General features: G+C 41.8%; 34 protein-coding genes and 2 pseudogenes. 7 read left to right on the plus strand and 29 right to left on the minus strand.

Annotated features, from left to right (window positions below):
• Positions 1-114 precede the first annotated feature (114 nt).
• The 29 genes and pseudogenes from rplQ to ACLBWE_RS02605 form a co-directional block, all read right to left on the minus strand.
• Positions 115-492 (minus strand): 50S ribosomal protein L17, encoded by a 378-nt coding sequence (gene rplQ, locus ACLBWE_RS02465; protein ID WP_004934563.1) that lies wholly within the window; start codon positions 490-492, stop codon positions 115-117.
• 18 nt (positions 493-510) lie between these two features.
• Positions 511-1,518 (minus strand): DNA-directed RNA polymerase subunit alpha, encoded by a 1,008-nt coding sequence (locus tag ACLBWE_RS02470; protein WP_003653641.1) that lies wholly within the window; start codon positions 1,516-1,518, stop codon positions 511-513.
• Between the two features lie 17 nt (positions 1,519-1,535).
• Positions 1,536-2,162 (minus strand): 30S ribosomal protein S4, encoded by a 627-nt coding sequence (gene rpsD / locus ACLBWE_RS02475; RefSeq protein ID WP_003653643.1) that lies wholly within the window; start codon positions 2,160-2,162, stop codon positions 1,536-1,538.
• A 12-nt stretch (positions 2,163-2,174) separates the two neighbouring features.
• The gene (rpsK, locus tag ACLBWE_RS02480) at positions 2,175-2,561 is read right to left on the minus strand and encodes a 30S ribosomal protein S11 (protein ID WP_001040166.1); all 387 of its coding nucleotides are present in this window, start codon (positions 2,559-2,561) and stop codon (positions 2,175-2,177) included.
• A 19-nt stretch (positions 2,562-2,580) separates the two neighbouring features.
• Complete coding sequence (gene rpsM, locus ACLBWE_RS02485) at positions 2,581-2,937, minus strand: 30S ribosomal protein S13 (protein ID WP_003653646.1); 357 nt, start codon at positions 2,935-2,937, stop codon at positions 2,581-2,583.
• Between the two features lie 105 nt (positions 2,938-3,042).
• The gene (gene rpmJ, locus ACLBWE_RS02490; RefSeq protein ID WP_000867907.1) at positions 3,043-3,159 is read right to left on the minus strand and encodes a 50S ribosomal protein L36; all 117 of its coding nucleotides are present in this window, start codon (positions 3,157-3,159) and stop codon (positions 3,043-3,045) included.
• A gap of 20 nt (positions 3,160-3,179) precedes the next feature.
• Entirely contained in the window at positions 3,180-4,499 is a 1,320-nt protein-coding gene (gene secY / locus ACLBWE_RS02495) for a preprotein translocase subunit SecY (protein ID WP_170834093.1), read from the minus strand.
• A 45-nt stretch (positions 4,500-4,544) separates the two neighbouring features.
• Complete coding sequence (rplO, locus tag ACLBWE_RS02500) at positions 4,545-4,985, minus strand: 50S ribosomal protein L15 (protein WP_348948798.1); 441 nt, start codon at positions 4,983-4,985, stop codon at positions 4,545-4,547.
• 3 nt (positions 4,986-4,988) lie between these two features.
• Complete coding sequence (gene rpmD, locus ACLBWE_RS02505; protein WP_003653652.1) at positions 4,989-5,165, minus strand: 50S ribosomal protein L30; 177 nt, start codon at positions 5,163-5,165, stop codon at positions 4,989-4,991.
• 6 nt (positions 5,166-5,171) lie between these two features.
• Positions 5,172-5,669 carry a 30S ribosomal protein S5 gene (gene rpsE, locus ACLBWE_RS02510; protein ID WP_003653653.1) on the minus strand — a complete coding sequence of 166 codons (498 nt, stop codon included), beginning with the start codon at positions 5,667-5,669 and terminating at the stop codon, positions 5,172-5,174.
• Between the two features lie 2 nt (positions 5,670-5,671).
• Positions 5,672-6,022 (minus strand): 50S ribosomal protein L18, encoded by a 351-nt coding sequence (rplR, locus tag ACLBWE_RS02515; protein WP_003653654.1) that lies wholly within the window; start codon positions 6,020-6,022, stop codon positions 5,672-5,674.
• 14 nt (positions 6,023-6,036) lie between these two features.
• On the minus strand, positions 6,037-6,570 hold the full coding sequence (gene rplF, locus ACLBWE_RS02520) for a 50S ribosomal protein L6 (RefSeq protein ID WP_003653655.1): 534 nt from the start codon (positions 6,568-6,570) through the stop codon (positions 6,037-6,039).
• 13 nt (positions 6,571-6,583) lie between these two features.
• Entirely contained in the window at positions 6,584-6,979 is a 396-nt protein-coding gene (gene rpsH / locus ACLBWE_RS02525; protein WP_003653656.1) for a 30S ribosomal protein S8, read from the minus strand.
• Positions 6,980-6,990: 11 nt separating this feature from the next.
• Complete coding sequence (gene rpsN / locus ACLBWE_RS02530; protein WP_003653657.1) at positions 6,991-7,296, minus strand: 30S ribosomal protein S14; 306 nt, start codon at positions 7,294-7,296, stop codon at positions 6,991-6,993.
• Positions 7,297-7,305: 9 nt separating this feature from the next.
• Positions 7,306-7,842: a 50S ribosomal protein L5 gene (gene rplE, locus ACLBWE_RS02535; RefSeq protein WP_003653658.1), complete on the minus strand. Its 537-nt coding sequence runs from the start codon at positions 7,840-7,842 to the stop codon at positions 7,306-7,308.
• Positions 7,843-7,857: 15 nt separating this feature from the next.
• Positions 7,858-8,175, minus strand: coding sequence for a 50S ribosomal protein L24 (rplX, locus tag ACLBWE_RS02540; protein WP_002116820.1), 318 nt, complete (start codon positions 8,173-8,175; stop codon positions 7,858-7,860).
• Between the two features lie 9 nt (positions 8,176-8,184).
• Positions 8,185-8,553, minus strand: coding sequence for a 50S ribosomal protein L14 (gene rplN / locus ACLBWE_RS02545; RefSeq protein WP_001982634.1), 369 nt, complete (start codon positions 8,551-8,553; stop codon positions 8,185-8,187).
• Positions 8,554-8,645: 92 nt separating this feature from the next.
• Positions 8,646-8,903 (minus strand): 30S ribosomal protein S17, encoded by a 258-nt coding sequence (gene rpsQ, locus ACLBWE_RS02550; protein WP_001291845.1) that lies wholly within the window; start codon positions 8,901-8,903, stop codon positions 8,646-8,648.
• Positions 8,900-9,097 (minus strand): 50S ribosomal protein L29, encoded by a 198-nt coding sequence (gene rpmC, locus ACLBWE_RS02555; protein ID WP_000849928.1) that lies wholly within the window; start codon positions 9,095-9,097, stop codon positions 8,900-8,902. The genes rpsQ and rpmC overlap by 4 nt, the downstream gene beginning before the upstream one ends.
• On the minus strand, positions 9,097-9,510 hold the full coding sequence (rplP, locus tag ACLBWE_RS02560; protein WP_002049688.1) for a 50S ribosomal protein L16: 414 nt from the start codon (positions 9,508-9,510) through the stop codon (positions 9,097-9,099). Before rplP ends, rpmC begins: the two co-directional genes overlap by 1 nt.
• Positions 9,450-10,266, minus strand: a pseudogene (gene rpsC, locus ACLBWE_RS02565) (30S ribosomal protein S3). The gene rplP and the pseudogene rpsC overlap by 61 nt, the downstream one beginning before the upstream one ends.
• 1 nt (position 10,267) lies before the next feature.
• Positions 10,268-10,597, minus strand: a complete 330-nt coding sequence (rplV, locus tag ACLBWE_RS02570) for a 50S ribosomal protein L22 (RefSeq protein ID WP_004639524.1) — start codon at positions 10,595-10,597, stop codon at positions 10,268-10,270.
• 11 nt (positions 10,598-10,608) lie between these two features.
• Positions 10,609-10,884 (minus strand): 30S ribosomal protein S19, encoded by a 276-nt coding sequence (rpsS, locus tag ACLBWE_RS02575; RefSeq protein ID WP_001138119.1) that lies wholly within the window; start codon positions 10,882-10,884, stop codon positions 10,609-10,611.
• Between the two features lie 13 nt (positions 10,885-10,897).
• Positions 10,898-11,722 carry a 50S ribosomal protein L2 gene (gene rplB, locus ACLBWE_RS02580; RefSeq protein ID WP_004789629.1) on the minus strand — a complete coding sequence of 275 codons (825 nt, stop codon included), beginning with the start codon at positions 11,720-11,722 and terminating at the stop codon, positions 10,898-10,900.
• 11 nt (positions 11,723-11,733) lie between these two features.
• Positions 11,734-12,054, minus strand: coding sequence for a 50S ribosomal protein L23 (gene rplW / locus ACLBWE_RS02585; protein WP_003653662.1), 321 nt, complete (start codon positions 12,052-12,054; stop codon positions 11,734-11,736).
• Positions 12,051-12,653, minus strand: a complete 603-nt coding sequence (gene rplD / locus ACLBWE_RS02590; protein WP_003653663.1) for a 50S ribosomal protein L4 — start codon at positions 12,651-12,653, stop codon at positions 12,051-12,053. Before rplD ends, rplW begins: the two co-directional genes overlap by 4 nt.
• A gap of 11 nt (positions 12,654-12,664) precedes the next feature.
• Complete coding sequence (rplC, locus tag ACLBWE_RS02595) at positions 12,665-13,303, minus strand: 50S ribosomal protein L3 (RefSeq protein WP_004639526.1); 639 nt, start codon at positions 13,301-13,303, stop codon at positions 12,665-12,667.
• 58 nt (positions 13,304-13,361) lie between these two features.
• Positions 13,362-13,673, minus strand: coding sequence for a 30S ribosomal protein S10 (rpsJ, locus tag ACLBWE_RS02600; protein WP_000070912.1), 312 nt, complete (start codon positions 13,671-13,673; stop codon positions 13,362-13,364).
• Positions 13,674-13,925: 252 nt separating this feature from the next.
• Positions 13,926-14,654 (minus strand): type 1 glutamine amidotransferase, encoded by a 729-nt coding sequence (locus ACLBWE_RS02605; protein ID WP_005038489.1) that lies wholly within the window; start codon positions 14,652-14,654, stop codon positions 13,926-13,928.
• Between the two features lie 168 nt (positions 14,655-14,822).
• Here ACLBWE_RS02605 and ACLBWE_RS02610 point away from each other — a divergent pair, with 168 nt between their 5' ends.
• The 7 genes and pseudogenes from ACLBWE_RS02610 to ACLBWE_RS02640 all read left to right on the plus strand — a co-directional run bounded on the left by ACLBWE_RS02610 (position 14,823) and on the right by ACLBWE_RS02640 (position 20,988).
• Positions 14,823-16,013, plus strand: coding sequence for a PLP-dependent transferase (locus tag ACLBWE_RS02610; RefSeq protein ID WP_447601021.1), 1,191 nt, complete (start codon positions 14,823-14,825; stop codon positions 16,011-16,013).
• Positions 16,014-16,056: 43 nt separating this feature from the next.
• Positions 16,057-17,604 carry a helicase HerA-like domain-containing protein gene (locus tag ACLBWE_RS02615; protein WP_348948788.1) on the plus strand — a complete coding sequence of 516 codons (1,548 nt, stop codon included), beginning with the start codon at positions 16,057-16,059 and terminating at the stop codon, positions 17,602-17,604.
• A pseudogene (locus ACLBWE_RS02620) lies at positions 17,594-17,745 on the plus strand (hypothetical protein). Before ACLBWE_RS02615 ends, ACLBWE_RS02620 begins: the two are co-directional and overlap by 11 nt.
• A gap of 2 nt (positions 17,746-17,747) precedes the next feature.
• A complete protein-coding gene (locus tag ACLBWE_RS02625) occupies positions 17,748-18,512 on the plus strand; it encodes a globin domain-containing protein (RefSeq protein ID WP_447601023.1) in 765 nt (254 codons plus the stop codon).
• An 87-nt stretch (positions 18,513-18,599) separates the two neighbouring features.
• Positions 18,600-19,037, plus strand: coding sequence for an RrF2 family transcriptional regulator (locus ACLBWE_RS02630; protein WP_004639536.1), 438 nt, complete (start codon positions 18,600-18,602; stop codon positions 19,035-19,037).
• 100 nt (positions 19,038-19,137) lie between these two features.
• Positions 19,138-19,914 carry a ribosome biogenesis GTP-binding protein YihA/YsxC gene (gene yihA, locus ACLBWE_RS02635; RefSeq protein ID WP_003653671.1) on the plus strand — a complete coding sequence of 259 codons (777 nt, stop codon included), beginning with the start codon at positions 19,138-19,140 and terminating at the stop codon, positions 19,912-19,914.
• A 123-nt stretch (positions 19,915-20,037) separates the two neighbouring features.
• Positions 20,038-20,988 (plus strand): metal-dependent hydrolase, encoded by a 951-nt coding sequence (locus ACLBWE_RS02640; protein WP_092710358.1) that lies wholly within the window; start codon positions 20,038-20,040, stop codon positions 20,986-20,988.
• Positions 20,989-21,019 lie beyond the last annotated feature (31 nt).

A 21,019-nucleotide genomic window follows, 5' to 3' on the forward strand; every position in this document is an offset into this window, starting at 1 on the left:
AAGTTTGACCGTTTATCCGTTTTTTTATGTCACTTGGGGACATTTTTATAATTTTATCAATTAACAAAAATAAAAAAGACCGGTATAAAACCGGTCTTTTTTGAATAAAATCAATTATTCAGCTGAAGTATTCACTTCACGATCTACAAGCTCAACGTAAGCCATCGGCGCTGCATCACCAGCACGGAAGCCCGCTTTAAGAACACGTAGATAACCGCCGTTACGTTCTTTGTAACGAGGGCCAAGTACTGTAAATAATTTACCTACAGTTGCAGCATTACGAGTACGAGCAAATGCTAAACGACGATTTGCTACAGTATCGTTTTTTGCTAGAGTGATTAAAGGCTCAGCAACACGACGTAATTCTTTAGCTTTAGGCACAGTTGTTTTGATCAACTCGTGTTCAAATAAAGAATTAGCCATGTTTTGGAACATCGCTTTACGATGGCTGCTTGTACGGCCTAATTTCACACCACTATTACGATGACGCATGGTGATAGTCCTACTTAATTAACGGCTACGATAGGCAAAACGGTCGTCCATACGAAGACTAGCTGGTGGCCAGTTTTCAAGACGCATACCGAGTTGTAAGCCTTTCGATGCCAAAACATCTTTGATCTCTGTTAACGATTTTTTACCAAGGTTAGGAGTTTTTAACAACTCAACTTCAGTACGTTGAACAAGATCACCAATGTAGTAAATATTTTCTGCTTTCAAACAGTTAGCAGAACGAACAGTAAGCTCTAGATCATCTACTGGGCGAAGCAAGATTGGGTCAACTTCTTCACGAGGCTCTTGAGCAACTGGAGTTTGGTCTTTCTGAAGATCAACAAAAATTGCAATTTGTTGTTGCAAGATTGTTGCCGCTTTGCGGATTGCTTCTTCAGGATCAACCGTTCCATTTGTCTCGAGGTCGATTACCAGTTTATCTAAATCGGTACGTTGTTCTACACGCGCATTTTCAACGGTGTAAGAAACACGCTTAATCGGGCTATAAGAAGCATCTAATTGCAAACGACCAACAGGACGTGTTTCACCTTCAGGGAAACGAGAATCAGATGTTTCATAACCACGACCTTGAGCAACCTTCAAGCGCATTTTTAATGAGCCTGAAGCACTCAAAGTACCTATTAAATGTTCTGGATTAACCACTTCAACATTATGAGGTAAACGAAGGTCAGCAGCAGTAATTTCGCCAGGACCTTGTTTCTCTAATGTTAAATATGCTTCATTTTGATCGAACAGCTTAATAGACAATCCTTTTAGGTTCAGCAAGAGCTCGACGATGTCCTGCTGCAAGCCTTCTAAAGTACTGTACTCGTGCTCGACACCTTCTATCTCAACTTCAACCACAGCAGCGCCAGGTAAAGAAGACAATAGAATGCGACGTAAAGCATTCCCTAGAGTATGGCCAAAACCACGCTCTAAAGGTTCTAGAATCACTTTTGCCGAGGTCCCGCTAACCGCTTCGACCTTGATCGCTTGCGGAGTTAGAAACTCGTTTGCAGTACGCGTCATTATTGCTACCTCAAGGATTATTTAGAATACAATTCTACAATCAAGCTTTCATTGATTTCAGCAGGTAAATCAGCACGATCTGGTGCAGCTTTAAACGTACCTTCAAGCTTAGAATGATCAACATCCATCCAAGCTGGAATACCACGTTGTGCAGCTAACTCAATCGCGTTTTTAATACGCAATTGTTGTTTAGCACCTTCGTGAACCGCAATTACATCACCAGCTTTAACTTGAATAGATGCGATGTTTACACGACGACCATTCAAAGTAATGCTACGGTGACTTACTAACTGACGAGCTTCTGCACGTGTAGAACCAAAACCCATGCGATAAACAACGTTATCAAGACGGCTTTCAAGCAATTTCAACAAGTTCTCACCTGTTGCGCCTTTAACACGAGCTGCTTCTTTATAGTAGTTACTAAATTGACGTTCTAACACACCGTAAATACGACGGACTTTTTGTTTTTCACGTAATTGTAGTGAATACTCAGATTGCTTACCACCGCGTGCCTGACCATGTTGACCAGGTGCTTTGTTAGCTTTTTTAGTTTTGACGTCAAATGGTTTAACGCCAGATTTAAGTTGCAGGTCTGTCCCTTCGCGGCGAGAGAGTTTGCATTTTGGACCAATATAACGAGCCATGAATGTTTCTCCTTACACGCGACGTTTTTTAGGTGGACGGCAACCGTTGTGAGGAATTGGCGTCACATCGGTAATGCTGTTAATTTTATAACCCACTGCGCCTAATGCACGAACCGCAGACTCACGACCTGGACCAGGACCTTTTACAAGGACATCCAGATTTTTCAAACCGTAATCTAAAGCTGCTTTACCAGCAACTTCAGCAGCTACCTGAGCAGCAAACGGAGTTGATTTACGTGAACCACGGAAGCCTTGTCCACCAGAGGTGGCCCAAGCCAATGCATTACCTTGACGATCAGTAATCGTAACAATGGTGTTATTAAAAGACGCGTGAATGTGTGCAACACCTTCAGAGACGGTACGGGTGACCTTCTTGCGTGTGCGAGTATCTTTAGCCATCTTTTAGCTTCCAGAAATCTTACTTTTTAATCGGTTTGCGCGGACCTTTACGGGTACGTGCGTTAGTTTTGGTGCGTTGACCACGGACAGGCAAGCTGCGACGATGGCGAAGGCCGCGATAGCAACCCAAATCCATTAAACGTTTAATGTTCATGGAAATTTCGCGACGTAAGTCACCTTCGGTAGGAACCTTAGCAACTTCTGCACGAATCGCATCAAGCTGAGCATCGTCCAACTCACGGATCTTAGTAGTTTCAGTAATACCAACTGCTGTTAAGATATTCTTAGCAGTATGGCGACCGACACCAAAGATGTAAGTGAGGGAGATAACAGCATGCTTGTTATCCGGAATGTTTACACCGGCAATACGAGCCATTCACTTTCTCCAAAAAGGCAGTAGAGATAATCAACCGCCCCACAAAATCTTGAGGGGCGGATATTAACCCAATTCGCCTACTGAAATCAACAGGTCTTGATTAGATTAACCTTGACGCTGCTTATGACGAGGTTCTGCGCTACAAATTACGCGAATAACCCCATTACGACGGATAACTTTACAGCTACCACAAATTTTCTTTACAGAAGCTTGTACTTTCATGATGAAACCTCTAAGTGCGCTTATCCCTTAGGATGAGCAGTCGTTTTTCTCATTAATGTTTGATTATCATATTGATGAGATGTTAAGTGCGCTTGTAGCTGAGCCATAAAGTCCATAACAACGACAACTACGATTAGTAATGATGTACCACCCAAAGAGAATGGGATCCCAAAAGAACTTTGTAGAATCATTGGCATTAAACAAATGACCGTAATATAAATCGCACCAATAAACGTCAAACGATTAAGAATATGATCTAAGTAACGAGCAGTTTGCTCACCTGGGCGAATACCAGGCACATAAGCTCCGCTGCGTTTTAGATTTTCTGATACTTCCTTAGGGCTAAATACTAAAGCCGTATAAAAGTAACAGAAAAAGATAATTAACGCACCAAAGAGCACCAAATACAAAGGCTGTCCAGGCGACAATACTAAAGCTAAATCTTGTAAGCTACGCTTAATTAATCCAGCATTTGCATCTGCACTTCCTACCCATTGTCCAAGACTCGCTGGGAACAATAGTAAAGAACTTGCAAAAATCGCAGGAATCACACCAGCCATATTAATTTTCAATGGCAAATGTGTCTGCTGTGCCGTAAATATACGACGACCTTGCTGCTTTTGTGCATAGTTTACTGGAATACGACGTTGTGCTTTTTCAATAAACACAATGGCAGCCAACACACCTAAAGACAAAAGACCAAAGATCACAAGACCTATTAAGCTTGTCTGACCATTATCTACTGATGAAACTGATTGCATAATTAATTTAGGCAAACCAGAAACAATACCAGCAAAAATAATCATTGAGATACCGTTACCAATACCTCTTTCAGTGATTTGTTCACCTAGCCACATTAAGAACATAGTTCCAGCGACAAGTGATGTAACTGCTGGTATATAAAACTCAAGACCAACTGACAGAGTAATACCCTGACCAATCAAACCTGCGCACATACCAACTGCCTGAACCACTGCAAGCAATAATGTACCCTGACGCGTATATTGATTAATTTTACGCTTACCTTGCTCACCTTCCTTTTTCAAGGATTCTAGTGAAGGAATTACCGTAGACATTAACTGCACAATAATTGATGCAGAAATGTAAGGCATAATTCCTAAAGCAAGAATAGACATTCGCTCTAAAGCACCGCCAGAAAACATATTGAATAGCCCAAGAATAGTTCCTTGGTTCGCATGAAATAAATTTTCTAACGCAGCATTATTAATGCCTGGTACTGGAATATGCGCTCCTAGTCGAAAGACCAGCAATGCACCGATTAGAAAACTCATCCGGCGAATAATTTCACGATATTTCACGTGAAATGGCTGACCTTTCATCATGTTGACATGACCTGAAGAACTAGGAGACATAGACACTCGAGATTACTCCTCGACTTTGCCGCCAGCTGCTTCAATCGCAGCTTTAGCGCCTTTAGTCAATGCAACACCTTGAACAGTGAATGCACGAGTGATTTCACCAGAAAGTACGATACGAGCACGAATTTGGTCACGACGAACAACATTCGCAGCTTTCAAAGTTTCTAGGCTAACGATTTCGCCTTCAACTTTGCTTAACTCAGATAAACGTACTTCAGCAGTTTTTAAAGCGATTTGGCTAGTGAAACCGAATTTAGGCAAACGACGATAAATCGCTGTTTGACCGCCTTCAAAGCCTGGACGAACGCCACCACTTTTACGTGACTTTTGACCTTTGACACCACGGCCACCGGTCTTACCAACGCCAGAACCGATACCACGGCCTAAACGACGGTTTTCACGTTTTGCACCTTCTGCAGGCGCAAGCTCATTTAAACGCAGAGTCATGGCTTATTCCTCTACACTAACCATATAGTAGACTTTGTTGACCATACCGCGGTTAGAAGGCGTATCTTGCACTTCTACAGTATGACCAATACGACGCAGACCTAAACCTTGTAAGCAAAGCTTGTGATTTTTCAAGCGATGTGAAGAAGATTTAGTCTGGGTAACTTTAATCGTTTTCATGATTGATTACCCTTGAATTTCTGCTACTGATTTACCACGTTTCGCAGCGACTTTCTCAGGAGAAGTCATATCACGCAAACCTTTGAAAGTTGCGTTTACTACGTTAGCAGCATTAGTAGAACCATAACATTTAGCAAGTACGTTATGCACGCCTGCAGCTTCTAGAACGGCACGCATTGCGCCACCAGCGATTACGCCAGTACCTTCAGAAGCAGGTTGCATGTATACACGGCTTGCACCATGACGAGCATTCACAGGGTGTTGTAAAGTAGTACCTGCAAGGTCTACAGTAATCATGTTGCGACGTGCAGCTTCAAGTGCTTTAGAAATAGCAGCTGGAACTTCACGCGCTTTACCACGACCAAAACCAACACGACCATTACCATCACCCACAACAGTTAATGCTGTGAAAGAGAAGATACGACCACCCTTAACAACTTTGGCTACACGATCAACGGCAACCAGCTTTTCAACAAGACCTTCGTTTTGTTCAACTTTAGCCATGATTAGAACTCCAAGCCGTTTTCACGAGCAGCATCAGCCAAGGCTTTGATACGACCATGATATTTAAAACCAGAACGGTCAAATGCAACTTTAGTTACACCAGCTGCTTTCGCGCGCTCTGCGATTAAAGCACCTACTTTAGTAGCCGCATCTACATTACCTGTAGTACCGCTACGTAAAGATGCATCCAAAGTTGAAGCTTGAGCTAAAACTTTGCCACCATCTGCTGAAATAACTTGAGCATAGATGTGACGCGGAGTGCGGTTTACACACAAACGAGTCGCACCCAATGCACGGATGTGCAAGCGTGTGCTTTTCGCACGACGCAAACGGGTTTGTTTCTTTTCGTTCATAAGAACCTCGCGCCTTATTTCTTCTTAGCTTCTTTACGAAGAATGACTTCATCCGAATAACGAACACCTTTACCTTTATATGGTTCAGGAGAACGATACGCACGGATTTCTGCCGCTACTTGACCTAACAACTGCTTGTTTGCTGATTTCAAAATGATTTCAGTTGCAGTTGGAGTTTCCGCTGTTACACTTTCAGGTAAAGCGTAGTCAATTGGGTGTGAAAAACCAAGGTTAAGGTTTACAACAGTACCTTTAACCGCAGCTTTATAACCAACACCAACTAGCTGCAACTTACGTTCGAAGCCTTCACTAACCCCTTTTACAAGGTTATTCAATACAGCGCGAGCAGTACCAGCTTGCATCCAAGCATCTTTCGATTCTTTAACTGGAGCAAGTTGAAGTTTACCTTCTTCCTGTTTTAGCTCGACCAGCGCATGCAGGTTGAAAGACAACGTACCTTTGCTGCCTTTCACTTCGACCTGCCGGCCGTTCTGAGTAACTGTTACACCATTCGGTACAGTTACTGGGGCTTTAGCCACACGAGACATGAGGAATCACCTATTAAGAAACAAAAGCAATAACTTCACCACCAACGCCCGCAGCACGTGCAGCGCGATCAGTCATGATGCCTTTGCTTGTAGAAACAATTGCAATACCTAAACCTTGCTTAACGCTTGGAAGTTTATCTTTACCGCGGTATTGGCGAAGACCTGGACGGCTTACGCGCTTAACCACTTCGATAACTGGTTTGCCTTCGAAATATTTTAAAGTAATTGTCAAAGTAGATTTTGTCTCTTCTTGAGCAACTTCTACATTTGAAACATAACCTTCTTGTTGAAGAACGTTTGCAATTGCAACTTTCAACTTAGAAGAAGGCATAGAAACAGTTTGTTTCTTAGCCATTTGTGCGTTACGAACACGTGTTAGCATGTCGGCAACGGTATCTTGCATACTCATTTAGTCGCTCCTTACCAGCTTGCCTTAACAACGCCTGGTACATCACCCTGCATTACTGTGTCACGTAATTTGTTACGGCTTAAACCGAACTTACGGAAGTAACCATGAGGACGACCAGTTAAACCACAACGGTTACGAAGACGTACCGGAGATGCATTACGTGGCAATGCTTGTAACTTTAACGTCGCTTCGAAACGCTCTTCTTCAGTTGCGTTTACATTTGCAATCGTAGCTTTTAATTCAGCACGTTTTGCAGCGTATTTAGCAACTGTTTTTTCGCGTTTCAATTCGCGATTAATCATACCTTTCTTAGCCATATCGACCTCTTATTTGAACGGGAAGCCGAATGCACGCATAAGCGCACGGCCTTCGTCATCGGTGCGAGCAGTCGTAGTAATAGTAATATCCATACCACGAATACGATCAATCTTATCGAAATCGATTTCAGGGAAAACGATTTGCTCTTTCAAACCCATTGAATAGTTACCACGACCATCAAATGATTTCGAAGAGAAACCACGGAAGTCACGGATACGAGGGATTGCGATTGAGATCAAACGATCCAAGAATTCGTACATTTGGTCGCCACGTAAAGTAACTTTACAACCAATCGGCCACCCATCACGGATTTTAAAACCTGCGATAGATTTACGAGCAAGTGTAATTACTGGTTTTTGACCAGCAATTAATTGCATGTCGACTACAGCACCATCTAATAATTTCTTATCAGTTGCAGCTGCGCCTACACCCATGTTTAGGGTGATTTTTGTGATGCGTGGAATTTCCATCACGTTCTTAACGCTAAGTTCTTCTTTTAACTTGGCTTTAAGTTCATCATTGTAACGTGCTTTAAGTCTGGCCATCGCCTTTTCAACCTATTACTTCGCTACCGCCACTGATTCACCATTTGATTTATAAACGCGAGTTTTCACGCCATCAATCACTTGGTAACCAACACGGTCAGCCTTCTGGGTTGTAGCATTTAAAATTGCCACGTTTGAAATATGAAGCGAAGCTTCTTGAGTAACAATACCGCCTTCAGCGCCAGTTACACGATTCGGCTTTTGATGCTTCTTCACTAAGTTAAGGCCTTCAACCTTAACGCGGTCTTCAGAAACAGACAATACAGTACCCTGTTTGCCTTTTTCTTTACCTGCGATCACAATAACTTGATCGCCTTTTTTAATCTTAGCCATGATTGCCTCTTATAGAACTTCAGGAGCCAATGAAATGATTTTCATGAACTGTTCAGTACGAAGTTCACGAGTCACTGGTCCGAAGATACGAGTAGCAATCGGAGCTTTGTTGTTGTTCAGGATAACTGCAGCATTATCATCAAAACGGATCACAGAACCATCTGGACGACGAATGCCGAATTTAGTACGAACTACAACCGCATTCATCACGTCACCTTTTTTAACACGTGCGCGTGGGATTGCTTCTTTTACAGTAACTTTAATAATGTCGCCAACAGAAGCATAACGACGATGTGAACCACCAAGTACTTTAATACATTGTACGCGGCGAGCACCACTGTTGTCTGCTACGTCGAGCATAGTTTCGGTTTGAATCATTGCCCTACTCCAAAACCGAGCATCACCGGTCACAATTTCGAAAGGCTCAAAGAGTACTCGAAATTGACCGATGATGCAACAAGAACGTCGAATTACTCAGCAGCTGCTTCAACTACTTCCACTAAAGTCCAAGCTTTAGTTTTAGAAATTGGGCGGCTTTCTTTAATGGTCACAACATCACCAATTTTAGCGACGTTATTCTCATCATGAGCGTGTAACTTAGTTGAACGGCGAATTGACTTGCCATACAACGGGTGTTGAACGCGGCGTTCAATAAGAACAACAATAGATTTATCCATTTTGTCACTTACGACTTTGCCGGTTAACGTGCGGACTGTTTTTTCACTCATTGTCCGTTCCCCTGTTTTTCGGTAAGGAGTGTCTTAATACGAGCAATTGTCTTACGAGCAACTTGCACTTCGTGCGATTTACCCAACTGACCAGTTGCTTTCGCCATACGAAGACGGAATTGGTTAAGCTGTTGCTCATCAAGCAAAGCTTTCAACTCTTCTACCGACTTTTCACGTAAATCTTTAGTTTTCATTACATTACCGTCCGAGTCACGATAGTGGTTTTAAACGGAAGTTTAGCAGCAGCTAAAGCAAATGCTTCACGCGCTAATTCTTCGTTCACACCTTCAATTTCGTACAGGATCTTGCCTGGTTGGATCTGGCAAACCCAGTATTCCACGCTACCCTTACCTTTACCCATACGCACTTCAAGAGGCTTTTGAGTAATTGGCTTATCCGGGAATACGCGAATAAAGATTTTACCACCACGCTTAATACGGCGGCTAATAGTACGACGTGCAGCTTCAATCTGACGCGCAGTCATACGACCACGTTCAGTTGCTTTAATTGCAATCGAACCAAATGATACTGTACTACCACGATGCGCTAGACCAGTATTACGGCCTTTGTGCACCTTACGGAATTTGGTACGTTTAGGTTGCAACATGGATTATTCTCCCTTGTCAGCAGCACGGTCACCGCGACGACCACGACGCTCTTGACCTTCACCACGACCACGACCACGTTTAGCTGGACGATCTTCAGCAGGAGCAGGGTTCATGACTTGTTTCATGCCACCTAAAATCTCGCCACGGAAAATCCAAACTTTAACACCAATCGTACCGTAAGTTGTTTCTGCACGCACAGTTGCATAGTCAATGTCTGCACGCAATGTATGCAAAGGTACACGACCTTCACGATACCATTCAGTACGAGCAATCTCTGCACCACCTAAACGGCCAGACACTTCAACTTTGATACCTTTAGCACCAGCACGCATAGTGTTTTGAACCGCACGCTTCATAGCACGACGGAACATTACACGCTTTTCTAATTGAGAAGCAATTGCTTCAGCAACCAAACGCGCATCTAAGTCTGGGCGATCAATTTCGTTGATACTTACTTGCGCAGGAACACCCATAATGCTAGTAAGTTCGCGCTGTAATTTCTCAATATCTTCGCCTTTTTTACCGATTACGATACCAGGACGAGCTGTGCTAATTGTTACTTTAGCAGCGCCTGATGGACGTTCGATAAGAATGTTGCTGATCATCGCATTCTTAAGTTTTTTATTTAAAAACTCACGAACTTGAAGATCTTTAAGCAAGTATTCAGCGTATTGTTTCGGACTCGCATACCAGTTAGCGTTATGACGTTTCACAACACCTAGGCGGATACCGATTGGATGAACCTTCTGACCCATATCAAACCCCTACCTTAACGGTGATGTGACAAGTACGCTTAGTAATACGATCTGCACGGCCTTTAGCACGTGGCATAATACGTTTAAGGCTAACGCCTTCATCAACGTAAATCGTAGAAACTTTAAGATCATCAACATCTAAACTGTTATTGTGTTCAGCGTTTGCAATCGCAGATTCCAATGCTTTTTTTACTAAAACAGCAGCTTTTTTATTGCTGAAGTTTAAAATATTTAAAGCATGCGCAACAGATTTGCCGCGAATAAGATCTGCAACCAAACGTGCCTTTTGTGCCGAGATAGCGGCACCGCGTAATTTAGCAGTTACTTCCATCATGACACCTATTAACGTTTAGACTTCTTGTCAACACCGTGACCACGATAGGTACGAGTTGGCGCGAATTCACCGAGTTTATGACCAACCATATGCTCAGTAACAATTACTGGAACGTGATTACGACCATTATGAACAGAAATTGTTAAACCAACAAAATCTGGAAGGATCATCGAACGACGAGACCAAGTTTTAATCGGCTTGCGAGAGTTACTAGCAACAGCCGCTTCAACCTTAGCGAACAAGTGCGCATCGACGAATGGGCCTTTTTTCAGAGAACGAGGCATTAGTCAGATTCCTTTACTTGACGCGACGGTCGCGAATAATCATCTTAGTCGTACGCTTATTGGTACGTGTCTTGTACCCTTTAGCTTTTTGACCCCATGGGCTTACAGGTTGAATACCTTTATTACGCCCTTCACCACCACCGTGCGGGTGATCAACTGGGTTCATCGCCATACCACGTACGGTAGGACGAACACCACGCCAGCGCGCAGCACCAGCTTTACCCAATGAACGAAGGTTGTTTTCTTGGTTAGAAACTTCACCAATTACAGCGCGGCATTCAACATGAATTTTACGCATTTCGCCTGAACGAAGACGAACAATTGCGTAAGAACCATCACGACCCAACAACTGAACAGAAGCACCAGCAGAACGCGCTAATTGCGCACCCTTACCGATTTTAAGTTCAACGTTATGAAGTGTAGAACCGATCGGCATGTTACGAAGTGGCAAGCAGTTACCTGGACGAATTGGAGCATCGTTACCAGATTGTACTTTGTCGCCAGCACGTAAGCCTTTAGGTGCAATGATATAACGACGCTCACCATCAGCATATTTCAATAAAGCAATATGTGCTGTACGGTTAGGATCGTATTCAATGCGTTCTACAACAGCTGGGATGCTGTCTTTATTACGCTTAAAGTCAACGATACGATAGTGTTGCTTATGACCACCACCAACGTGACGAGTTGTAATGTGACCGTTATTATTACGACCACCAGTACGTTTTTTTGCTTCAACCAACGGTGAGTAAGGCGCGCCTTTGTGAAGGTGATCATGAACCACTTTCTCTACAAAGCGACGTCCTGGAGACGTTGGCTTACATTTTTGAATCGGCATAATTTTCGTCCTTATTCCGCTGCGCTTTCAGCGGTATCGCCCAAGTCAGCCATTTCAACATCTTGGCCGGCTTTCAGGGTGACGTATGCTTTTTTAACATCAGAACGACGTCCCAATGTTTTACCAAAGCGCTTAGTTTTACCTTTAGTAATAGTAGTGTTAACTTTAACAACTTCTACGCCAAAAAGTTTTTCAACTGCTTTTTTAACTTCAAGTTTAGTAGCATTAATATCTACTTTAAATACTTGAACGCCAACAGTATCACCTAAAACTTGTGCCTTTTCTGAGAAGACTGGTCCTTTAAGGACTTGATAGATACGTTCGTTGTTCATCCGAGTTCTACCTCAATTTTCTTAGCAGCAGCTACAGACATAACAACTTTATCAAACGCGATCAAGCTTACAGGATCGATTGCAGTTGCATCCACCACATCTACATGCGGAAGGTTGCGTGCTGCAAGATATAAGTTCTCATCTACAGCTTCAGTAACGATCAATGCACGAGCGGCATTTAAATCGCCAAGCTTAGCAAGCAATTCTTTAGTTTTTGGAGCTGCAATAGCAAACTCTTCAACTAATACAAGACGATCTTGGCGAACAAGTTCAGCTAAGATACATTGCATTGCACCGCGGTACATTTTGCGGTTTACTTTTTGAGACCAATCTTGTGGGCGAGCAGCAAAAGTTTTACCACCACCAACCCAGATAGGGCTACGAGTAGAACCCGCACGAGCACGACCAGTACCTTTTTGACGGAATGGTTTTTTACCACCGCCAGAAACGTCTGCACGTGACTTCTGAGCACGAGTACCTTGACGACCACCTGCTAAATAAGCAGTAACAACTTGGTGTACAAGAGCTTCGTTAAATTCACGTCCGAAAGCAACTTCAGACAATTCAACAGCAGAGCCGGAAACAGTTTTCAAATTCACGGTATTTCCCCTCAGGCCTTGATGGTAGGACGTACAATCACGTCACCGCCAGTTGAACCAGGAATTGCACCTTTAACAACTAAAACAGAACGTTCAGCGTCAATAGATACGATTTCAAGACCTTGTACTGTTACGCGTTCATCACCTAAGTGACCAGCCATTTTTTTGCCTTTGAACACGCGACCAGGAGTTTGGTTTTGACCTGTAGAACCTAATACACGGTGAGAAACTGAGTTACCGTGAGTAGCGTCTTGGGTACGGAAGTTCCAACGTTTAACACCACCTTGGAAACCTTTACCTTTTGATTGACCAGTTACGTCAACAACTTGACCAACTGTGAACAAATCAACACCAATAGTACCGCCAACTTCACGACCTTCAAGCTCAGCTTCAGTAACACGGAACTCTTTAACCAAACGACCAGCAGCAACACCAGCTTTCGCAAAGTGACCTTTCTGAGCGTTAGTTACGCGAGATTCGCGACGTTCACCAGTAGTTACTTGAACAGCTTGATAACCATCAGTTTCAAGTGTTTTGATTTGCGTAATGCGGTTTGGATCGACTTCGATGACTGTAACAGGTACAGAAACACCTGCATCTGTAAAGATGCGAGTCATACCACATTTGCGACCGACTAAACCAATAGCCATGTGCATAAACCTCTAAAAAAGCGGCCTAATTAACTTAAAAGTTAATCAACCGAAAGCCTTAACCCAAAGCGATCTGAACATCAACACCAGCCGCAAGATCTAATTTCATCAATGCATCAACAGTTTTATCTGTAGGTTGAACGATGTCGATCAAACGTTTATAGGTGCGGATTTCGTACTGGTCACGCGCATCTTTGTTAACGTGCGGTGAAGTAAGAACGTTGAAGCGTTCGATGCGAGTAGGCATCGGAATTGGACCACAAACTTGTGCGCCAGTACGCTTAGCGGTTTCTACGATCTCTTGAGCAGATTGATCAATCAGACGATGATCAAAAGACTTCAAACGGATACGAATTCTCTGGTTAGACATACCAGTAAACTCCAAGCCAAACATATAAAGAATCACCCTTGACGCATCTCACCCATTGGTAAGTGTCAAAGGCAGTGAAAATCACTAAGGTCATGATCGATGCCACGACTGTAATGCACATTTACCACTTTCTTCGCAGTAAATGCCCCTCCTATTGAGGGTCGCTCATTATAACGATTGTTTAAGTCTTATGCAATTCTCTTTTTCTATTTTCTCCACAAAACCTGCTTTGATCGAGCATTCAGAGTTCATCTAGGCATTTATTACAAACTCAATAGCTTTATTTAGGAGTTGATTACCTTGCTCAAATTTTTGTGCTTCTGAATACTGTAGTTCACGCGTAGATTGAACATATTCTCCGTCAAAAATAGACAATTCCTCTTCATCTTCAAGTAAGAGCGCTAAAGCTGCTGGTGTCATCTCTGGATGAAACTGAAAACCAAGCACATTTTTTCCAATCTGATACATCTGATTGCGACAAGCTCTATTCTCCGCCAAGTGTATAGCGCCTTTAGGTATTTCAAATGTCTCACTATGCCACTGCATAACATTTATCTTTTCAGGTAACGGAAAGCTTTCTTGAGGTAAATTTGCAACTCTCTGGACTGTTGACCAGCCAAGTTCCTGATAGCGATTACGGCTCACCGCCGCGCCCAATGCATTAGCAATCAGTTGCCCCCCTAAACAAAGACCAATAGCAGGCTTTCCTGCTGCCAAATAACGGCGCAACCATCTTTTCTCTATCTTAAGCCATGGAAAATTTGCCTCATCATTTACACTCATCGTTCCACCCATGACCAGTAACAAATCAACTTCTTCGATTCTGGGTAAAGCCTCTATTTCAAGTGATCGATCAACTGGAAGTGCAAAGAACTCCGTAGAGCTAATGGTCGCGTGATGGGCTTTTAAAAATGAGTAACAACTTCCAAATCCCTCACCTGCAATATGTTGAAAATAGTGAACTCGTAAATGCGACTTCATGCGCTTAAACCTATTGTTGTTAGAATGTTGTAGTGGTCTTTGCAAAAATAAAGCCAAGTTTTTATTTTATGGGTCTACTGTAACGAAACGTCTTATAAAACTTCGTAAATCTAGCGAAGAATTTAAATTTCTCTTAATCTAACTTTATTATCTAAAATGCAACGCACTATGAAAAAGCATAACGACTTCCAGACTCGCCTCATTCACGCACCAAGAAAGGCTCCGCAATTTATCGAAACAGTGCAACCACCCTTATTTCGTGCATCGACTATTATTTTTAAGTCAACCTCGCACCTTTTTGATCGCCATTGGACTGATGATTACGACTATAGCTATGGGACACATGGCACCCCCACTACCTTCACCTTAGGCGACAATATTGCGCAAATTGAAGGTGGATTGCATTGTTTGCTTGCACCGAGTGGTCTATCAGCAATTAATGTTGTGAACTCAGCATTTTTAAGCACTAATGATGAAGTATGGGTCCCAGACAACATTTATGGACCAAATCTAGAACATTTAAATCATCTACAAAATCAATATGGCATCATTGTTAAAGTATATAACCCTATTGACGCTTCAAGTTTTCAACCGACTGAAAAAAGTAAACTATTATGGTTAGAGGCTGCGGGTTCGGTTACTTTAGAATTCCCTGATCTTAAAAATCTAGTTAAAAAAGCTAAAAAACATGGTGTATTAACAGCCCTAGATAACACCTGGGGAGCTGGGCTTGCGTTTAATGCTTTTAATTTTTCTGATGAAGACCTATCAGTCGACTTAACCGTCCATGCTCTAACCAAATATCCGAGTGGTGGCGGTGACATCTTAATGGGTAGCATTGTAACTCGTGATGATAAACTCCATCATCGTCTGTTCCGTACACATGCCATTTTAGGTATTGCAGTTTCAGGAGACGATGCGGCTCAAGTCCAACGCAGTCTTGCTCATATGTCTTTACGCTATGAACAACAGTCAGCCAATGCACAAACTTTACTTAAATGGCTAAAAGACCAACCTCACTTTGCACAAGCTCTACATCCAAGTGATGAGACCGCCCCAGGCTATCAATACTGGCAAGAAATCTGCACAAACGGTCAAAGTGCTGGCTTAGTCAGTGTTATTTTCAAACCAGATTATGACATGACCGCAGTACGTCGCTTTTGCGATGCATTAGAGTTATTTAAACTTGGATTTAGTTGGGGAGGACCAGTTAGCTTGATCATGCTTTATGATTTAAAAATGATGAGAAAACTTGAGAATACACATTTACAACAAGGTTTATTAGTTCGCTTCTGTATAGGACTGGAAGATCCGCAAGATTTAATTCAAGATATCGAAAATGCACTGAAACAACTGTAAAAACGACAACATTATAGTGGCTCGAACCAAAGGATAAAAATATATGGGTACACCGATTGTTATTGCTAAAAATCTGAATGACACATCAAAAGAAATTGTTTTGCTTTCTCAGTTTGCTAACCGCCATGGCCTAATTGCAGGTGCAACAGGTACAGGTAAAACAGTTACTTTAAAAGTTCTAGCAGAAAGTTTCTCTCGAATCGGCGTTCCTGTATTTCTTGCCGATGCTAAAGGCGATGTTTCGAGTCTCGCAAAATCAGGTGAGGCTTCAGATAAGTTTAATGAACGTCTAAAATTATTACAGATTGATAGCATTCCTTTTGCTGCTAACCCTGTCATTTTCTGGGATCTGTTCGGCCAACAAGGCCACCCTATTCGCACTACTATTTCTGAGATTGGGCCAATTTTATTGGCTCGTATGCTCAATTTAAATGACACCCAAGAAGGTGTATTAGCTGCAGTTTTTCGAATTGCGGATGACCAGGGCCTACTGTTAGTAGACTTTAAAGACCTAAAAGCCATGATCACCTTCGTTAGTGAACATGCAGCAGAATTTAAAGCAGAATATGGCAATTTATCTCCGGCTAGCTTAGGTGCTATTCAGCGTAACTTGCTTGCTCTTGCAGACCAAGGTGGAGAACAATTTTTTGGTGAGCCAGCTTTAAACATTCTAGACTTTATACAAACCGATGCAAATGGACATGGTTATATCAATATTCTTGCTGCTGACAAGCTCATGAATACGCCTAAGCTATATGCCACTTTCTTGTTATGGATGCTTTCGGAGTTATTTGAACAGCTTCCAGAAGTTGGCGATATGGACAAACCAAAACTCGTGTTTTTCTTTGATGAGGCTCACTTATTATTTGACAATGCCAGTCAAGCATTACAAGAAAAGATTGAGCAAGTTGTACGCTTAATTCGCTCTAAAGGTATTGGCATCTATTTTATTACTCAGAATCCACTCGATTTACCAGAAAGTGTTCTCGGTCAACTTGGCAATCGTATTCAACATGCGCTACGTGCATTTACCCCTAAAGATCAAAAAGCAGTAAAAACCGCAGCAGATACTTTCCGTGCCAATCCAAACTTTAAAGTTGATGAAGCCATTACCGAACTGGCTGTTGGTGAAGCGCTAATTAGTTGTCTTGATGAGCAAGGTACGCCACAGATTGTAGAACGGGGCTGGGTGATGCCTCCTTACTCTGCTTTTACACCAATCACTCCAGAAGAGCGCCAAACTCTAATCTCAAAAAGTATTATTGCTGGTATTTATGAACAAGCTGTAGATCGTGATAGCGCTTATGAAATGCTACAAAATAAAGTCGCTGAACGTGAGCAACAGCAACAAAATACTGAACTTGCTAAACAACAAGAAAAAGAGCAAGAAACTTTAGCAAAGCAGCAAGCAAAGGAACAAGAGCGATTAGCACGTGAACAGCAAAAAGAAGAAGAACGAGCAGCACGTGAACGAGCCAAGCTTACGCAAGATATTGTGGGTACTTTTGCAAAAAGTGCTGCACGCAGTCTAGGAGGAAGTACAGGTCAAAAATTAGTAAGGGGCCTGCTTGGTTCACTATTTGGCAAATAACTTTCTTCGATATATCGGTTCTAAATTAGGGAATTTTATATTCCCTAATTTTTTTATGGTTTTTATAAAAAATCTATTGCGATTGTTTTTTTAAAGATGTATTTTAAATACATCTTATATAGCCAGATAAATAAGGTCTAGCCATGACTCCACAACAAATCGAACTCGTTAAATCCACAGTACCTGTTTTACGTGAACACGGCGTTACGCTGACCACATACTTTTATAAGCGTATGCTTAATAACAATCCTGAATTAAAAAATGTTTTTAACTTGGATGACCAAACTAGCTTACGTCAACCTCGTGCTCTTGCAGCTGCCGTTCTTGCATATGCAGAAAATATTGAGAACCCTACTGTTTTAGCGAAAGCAGTTGAGCGTATTACGACTAAACATGTGAGCTTAGATATTCAACCAGACCAATATGCAATTGTTGGCGACAACTTACTTCATTCAATTAGTGAAGTACTCAACGTGCCATTTGAATCAGAACTGATTGAGGCGTGGAAACAGGCTTATTTACAATTGGCAGATATTCTAATTGGCGTTGAAAAACAAAAATATGAACAACTTAAAAACTTAAATGGTGGATGGGCTGGATGGCGTTCATTTGAAATTACTCAAATTGATCCTCTTGAATCCGGCAAACGTTTCACCTTAAAAGCAACTGACCATGAAGACGTACTTAGCGGACCTGCAAATGCTTTTATCTCTGTTAAAGTGCAAGTTCCAGATGAGCAGCTTGAACAACCGAAAGCTTTTAAATTTACAGAAGTTCAGGAAAACAACTCATATCATTTTGAAGTTCAGCCTGAAGAAAACCATACAGAGTTCTCAGTAGCGAACATCTTGCTTGAACATTATAGAGTTGGCGATCAAGTTCAAGTTTCAGCGCCTTTAACGCTCTAATATAAAAACCTCTTGCCTGAAAGTTTTCTTATTTAGACTTTCAGGCTAAGATGATCATCCTTTTAATCTCTTCCATTTTTGGTGATCATGCAGCTTAATAAATTTACCGATTATGCATTACGACTATTAATGTATGTTGCACGCCCAAGTGATGCACCCTACACGATTGCAGAAATCGCGAAAGATTTGCATGTTTCACAAAACCATCTGGTTAAAGTTGTTCACTTCATGGGTAAGCAGGAATGGATTATTACCATTCGTGGAAAAGGCGGTGGAATTCGCTTAAATCCAGATGCACTTAACTCAAATTTAGGTTCAATTGTCCGAATATTACAGGGTGACAATCAAATCGTTGAATGCAATACGCCACCTTGTGTATTGCGAAGTCACTGTGGTTTAAAAGGTATTCTTGACCAAGCTTTAGAAAGCTTTTACCAAAGTCTAGACCAATACACGCTTGGAGAGGTTTTGCAACAGTCAAAGTCTGCTCCACCTGACTCTCCTATTGCCTTTTTACAAATCTGACTTCTATTGATTTTCATAAGTAGATTTATTGAAAATTAGCAAGAATAACCAAGCTCCTTTATACTAGGCACGAGCCCTCTCATCTAAAAAGTTATTTTTTATGCGTCGTAGTGAAAAATCGAAAGACACCAAAGCCAGACTCGCACCCAAGCAAAAGATCAGCTATGAAAAAGCACCAGATCCGGCGATCACAGCCTATGCTGTGCAATCACTAAACTGGTTACGCCAAGCTGAGTTTCTAATGAGTGCACCTAAATTGGCACTTTGTGTTGAAGATAGCGGCTACGAGATTGCTTTTGCAGGGCGCTCAAATGCTGGTAAGTCGAGTGCGATTAATGCATTAACCAATCAGAAACAACTTGCCCGCGCTTCTAAAAAGCCAGGCCGTACCCAGATGATTAACTTTTTTAGTCTAGGCAACCCTGATCAACGCTTGGTCGACCTTCCAGGTTACGGTTATGCAGCGGTTCCCGAAGATATGAAACGGGTGTGGCAAAAAGAATTAGAAAACTATCTGATCCATCGCCAAAGCTTACAAGGTTTAGTATTACTTATGGATATTCGCCATCCTCTACAGCATTTCGACATGATGATGCTAGAGTGGGCTTATTCACGTCATCTCTTTGTTCATATTCTATTAACAAAAGCAGACAAACTTAATCGCGGTCCTGCAAATAAAGTCCTGCTTGAAGTTAAGCAACAGCTGAAAAAAATGAAGCTTGATTTTTCTATTCAGCTTTTCTCTTCACTTAACAAAATAGGCTTAGAAGAGTTAGCAAGTGTTATGGCAGGGCGTTTACATTTCACACTGGATCAACAGCCAGAATTTGATGTCGATTCAATCCCTGAAGCGACAGATGAGGATGCTGAAAGCTAAATTATCCTCACAGATACAATTTCTTCATTAAATTTATACTCAATTGTCCCCTATTGCTAAACACAAATGTAGGGGCTTTTTTTATACTCGTTATAACTTCATCGAGTTAAAAATCAGGACTAAATGATGAAATTGTTATCTTTTTTGAAGGCCAAGGCTTTAGGCTCTTCTATTGATTATAAAATTCTTCCACGTAAAGTAAAATTTGACTGGAAAGATACCCCTGTCGACTGGATTCCTAATCAGCCTTTCGCAAGTTATTTTATTAATGAAATTAATAATATCTTGCCTGCTGGAGAGTTCTGGTTTTGCCGTTTGTATAATAAGGTTTTACCGCAAATCACAGATGAAAAACTCAAGCAGGATGTACAAGCATTTATCCGCCAGGAAGCTATGCATGCCAATGCCCACACTTCTGCAAACAAAGAATATTTAAGCGCACGTAATATTGATATCCAGAGAAATCTGGACATTATGAATTATGTATTTACTATCGCTTTGGCAGACAAACCTTTTGATAGAGAAGTTCCAAAAATTTTAGAAAAACAGTGGGATTTATTCCGTTTAGGAGTTATTGCAACTGTTGAGCATATGACCTGCGTGTTGGGTAAATATGCGTTATATAACGAGCGATGGGAAGAACTAGGCGCAGATCCAGAAATGGTGGATCTGGTTAAATGGCACGGTTCAGAAGAAATTGAACACCGCACGGTTGCCTTTGATTTATATCGTCATCTTGGTGGCGGTTATATTCCACGTTACTATATGAGTCTTGCTGTTATCACACTTGTACTTGGATTATGGGTAGATGGCGCTGCACATATTATGAAACAAGATCCACGTTTCGCAGATGCAGCCAAATCTAGATTTTTTCCAGTGTGGGTTACTTTAGAGTGGTACAAAATTAGCCGAAAAGATAATCAGGTTTTACCTAACCCTCTCTGGCTTATTGCCCAGCAAATTGATTACCTCATGCCTTGGTATGATCCAGTCAAAGAAGGCAGTACTGAAGATGCGGTTAGCTATTTATCGCAATCTCCAGCAGCAAAAAGAGCAGAACTTCAAGCTGCTTAAAATAAAAAAGCAGGATTTAAAATCCTGCTTT

This window comes from Acinetobacter sp. M5A5_2a, from assembly GCF_053345265.1.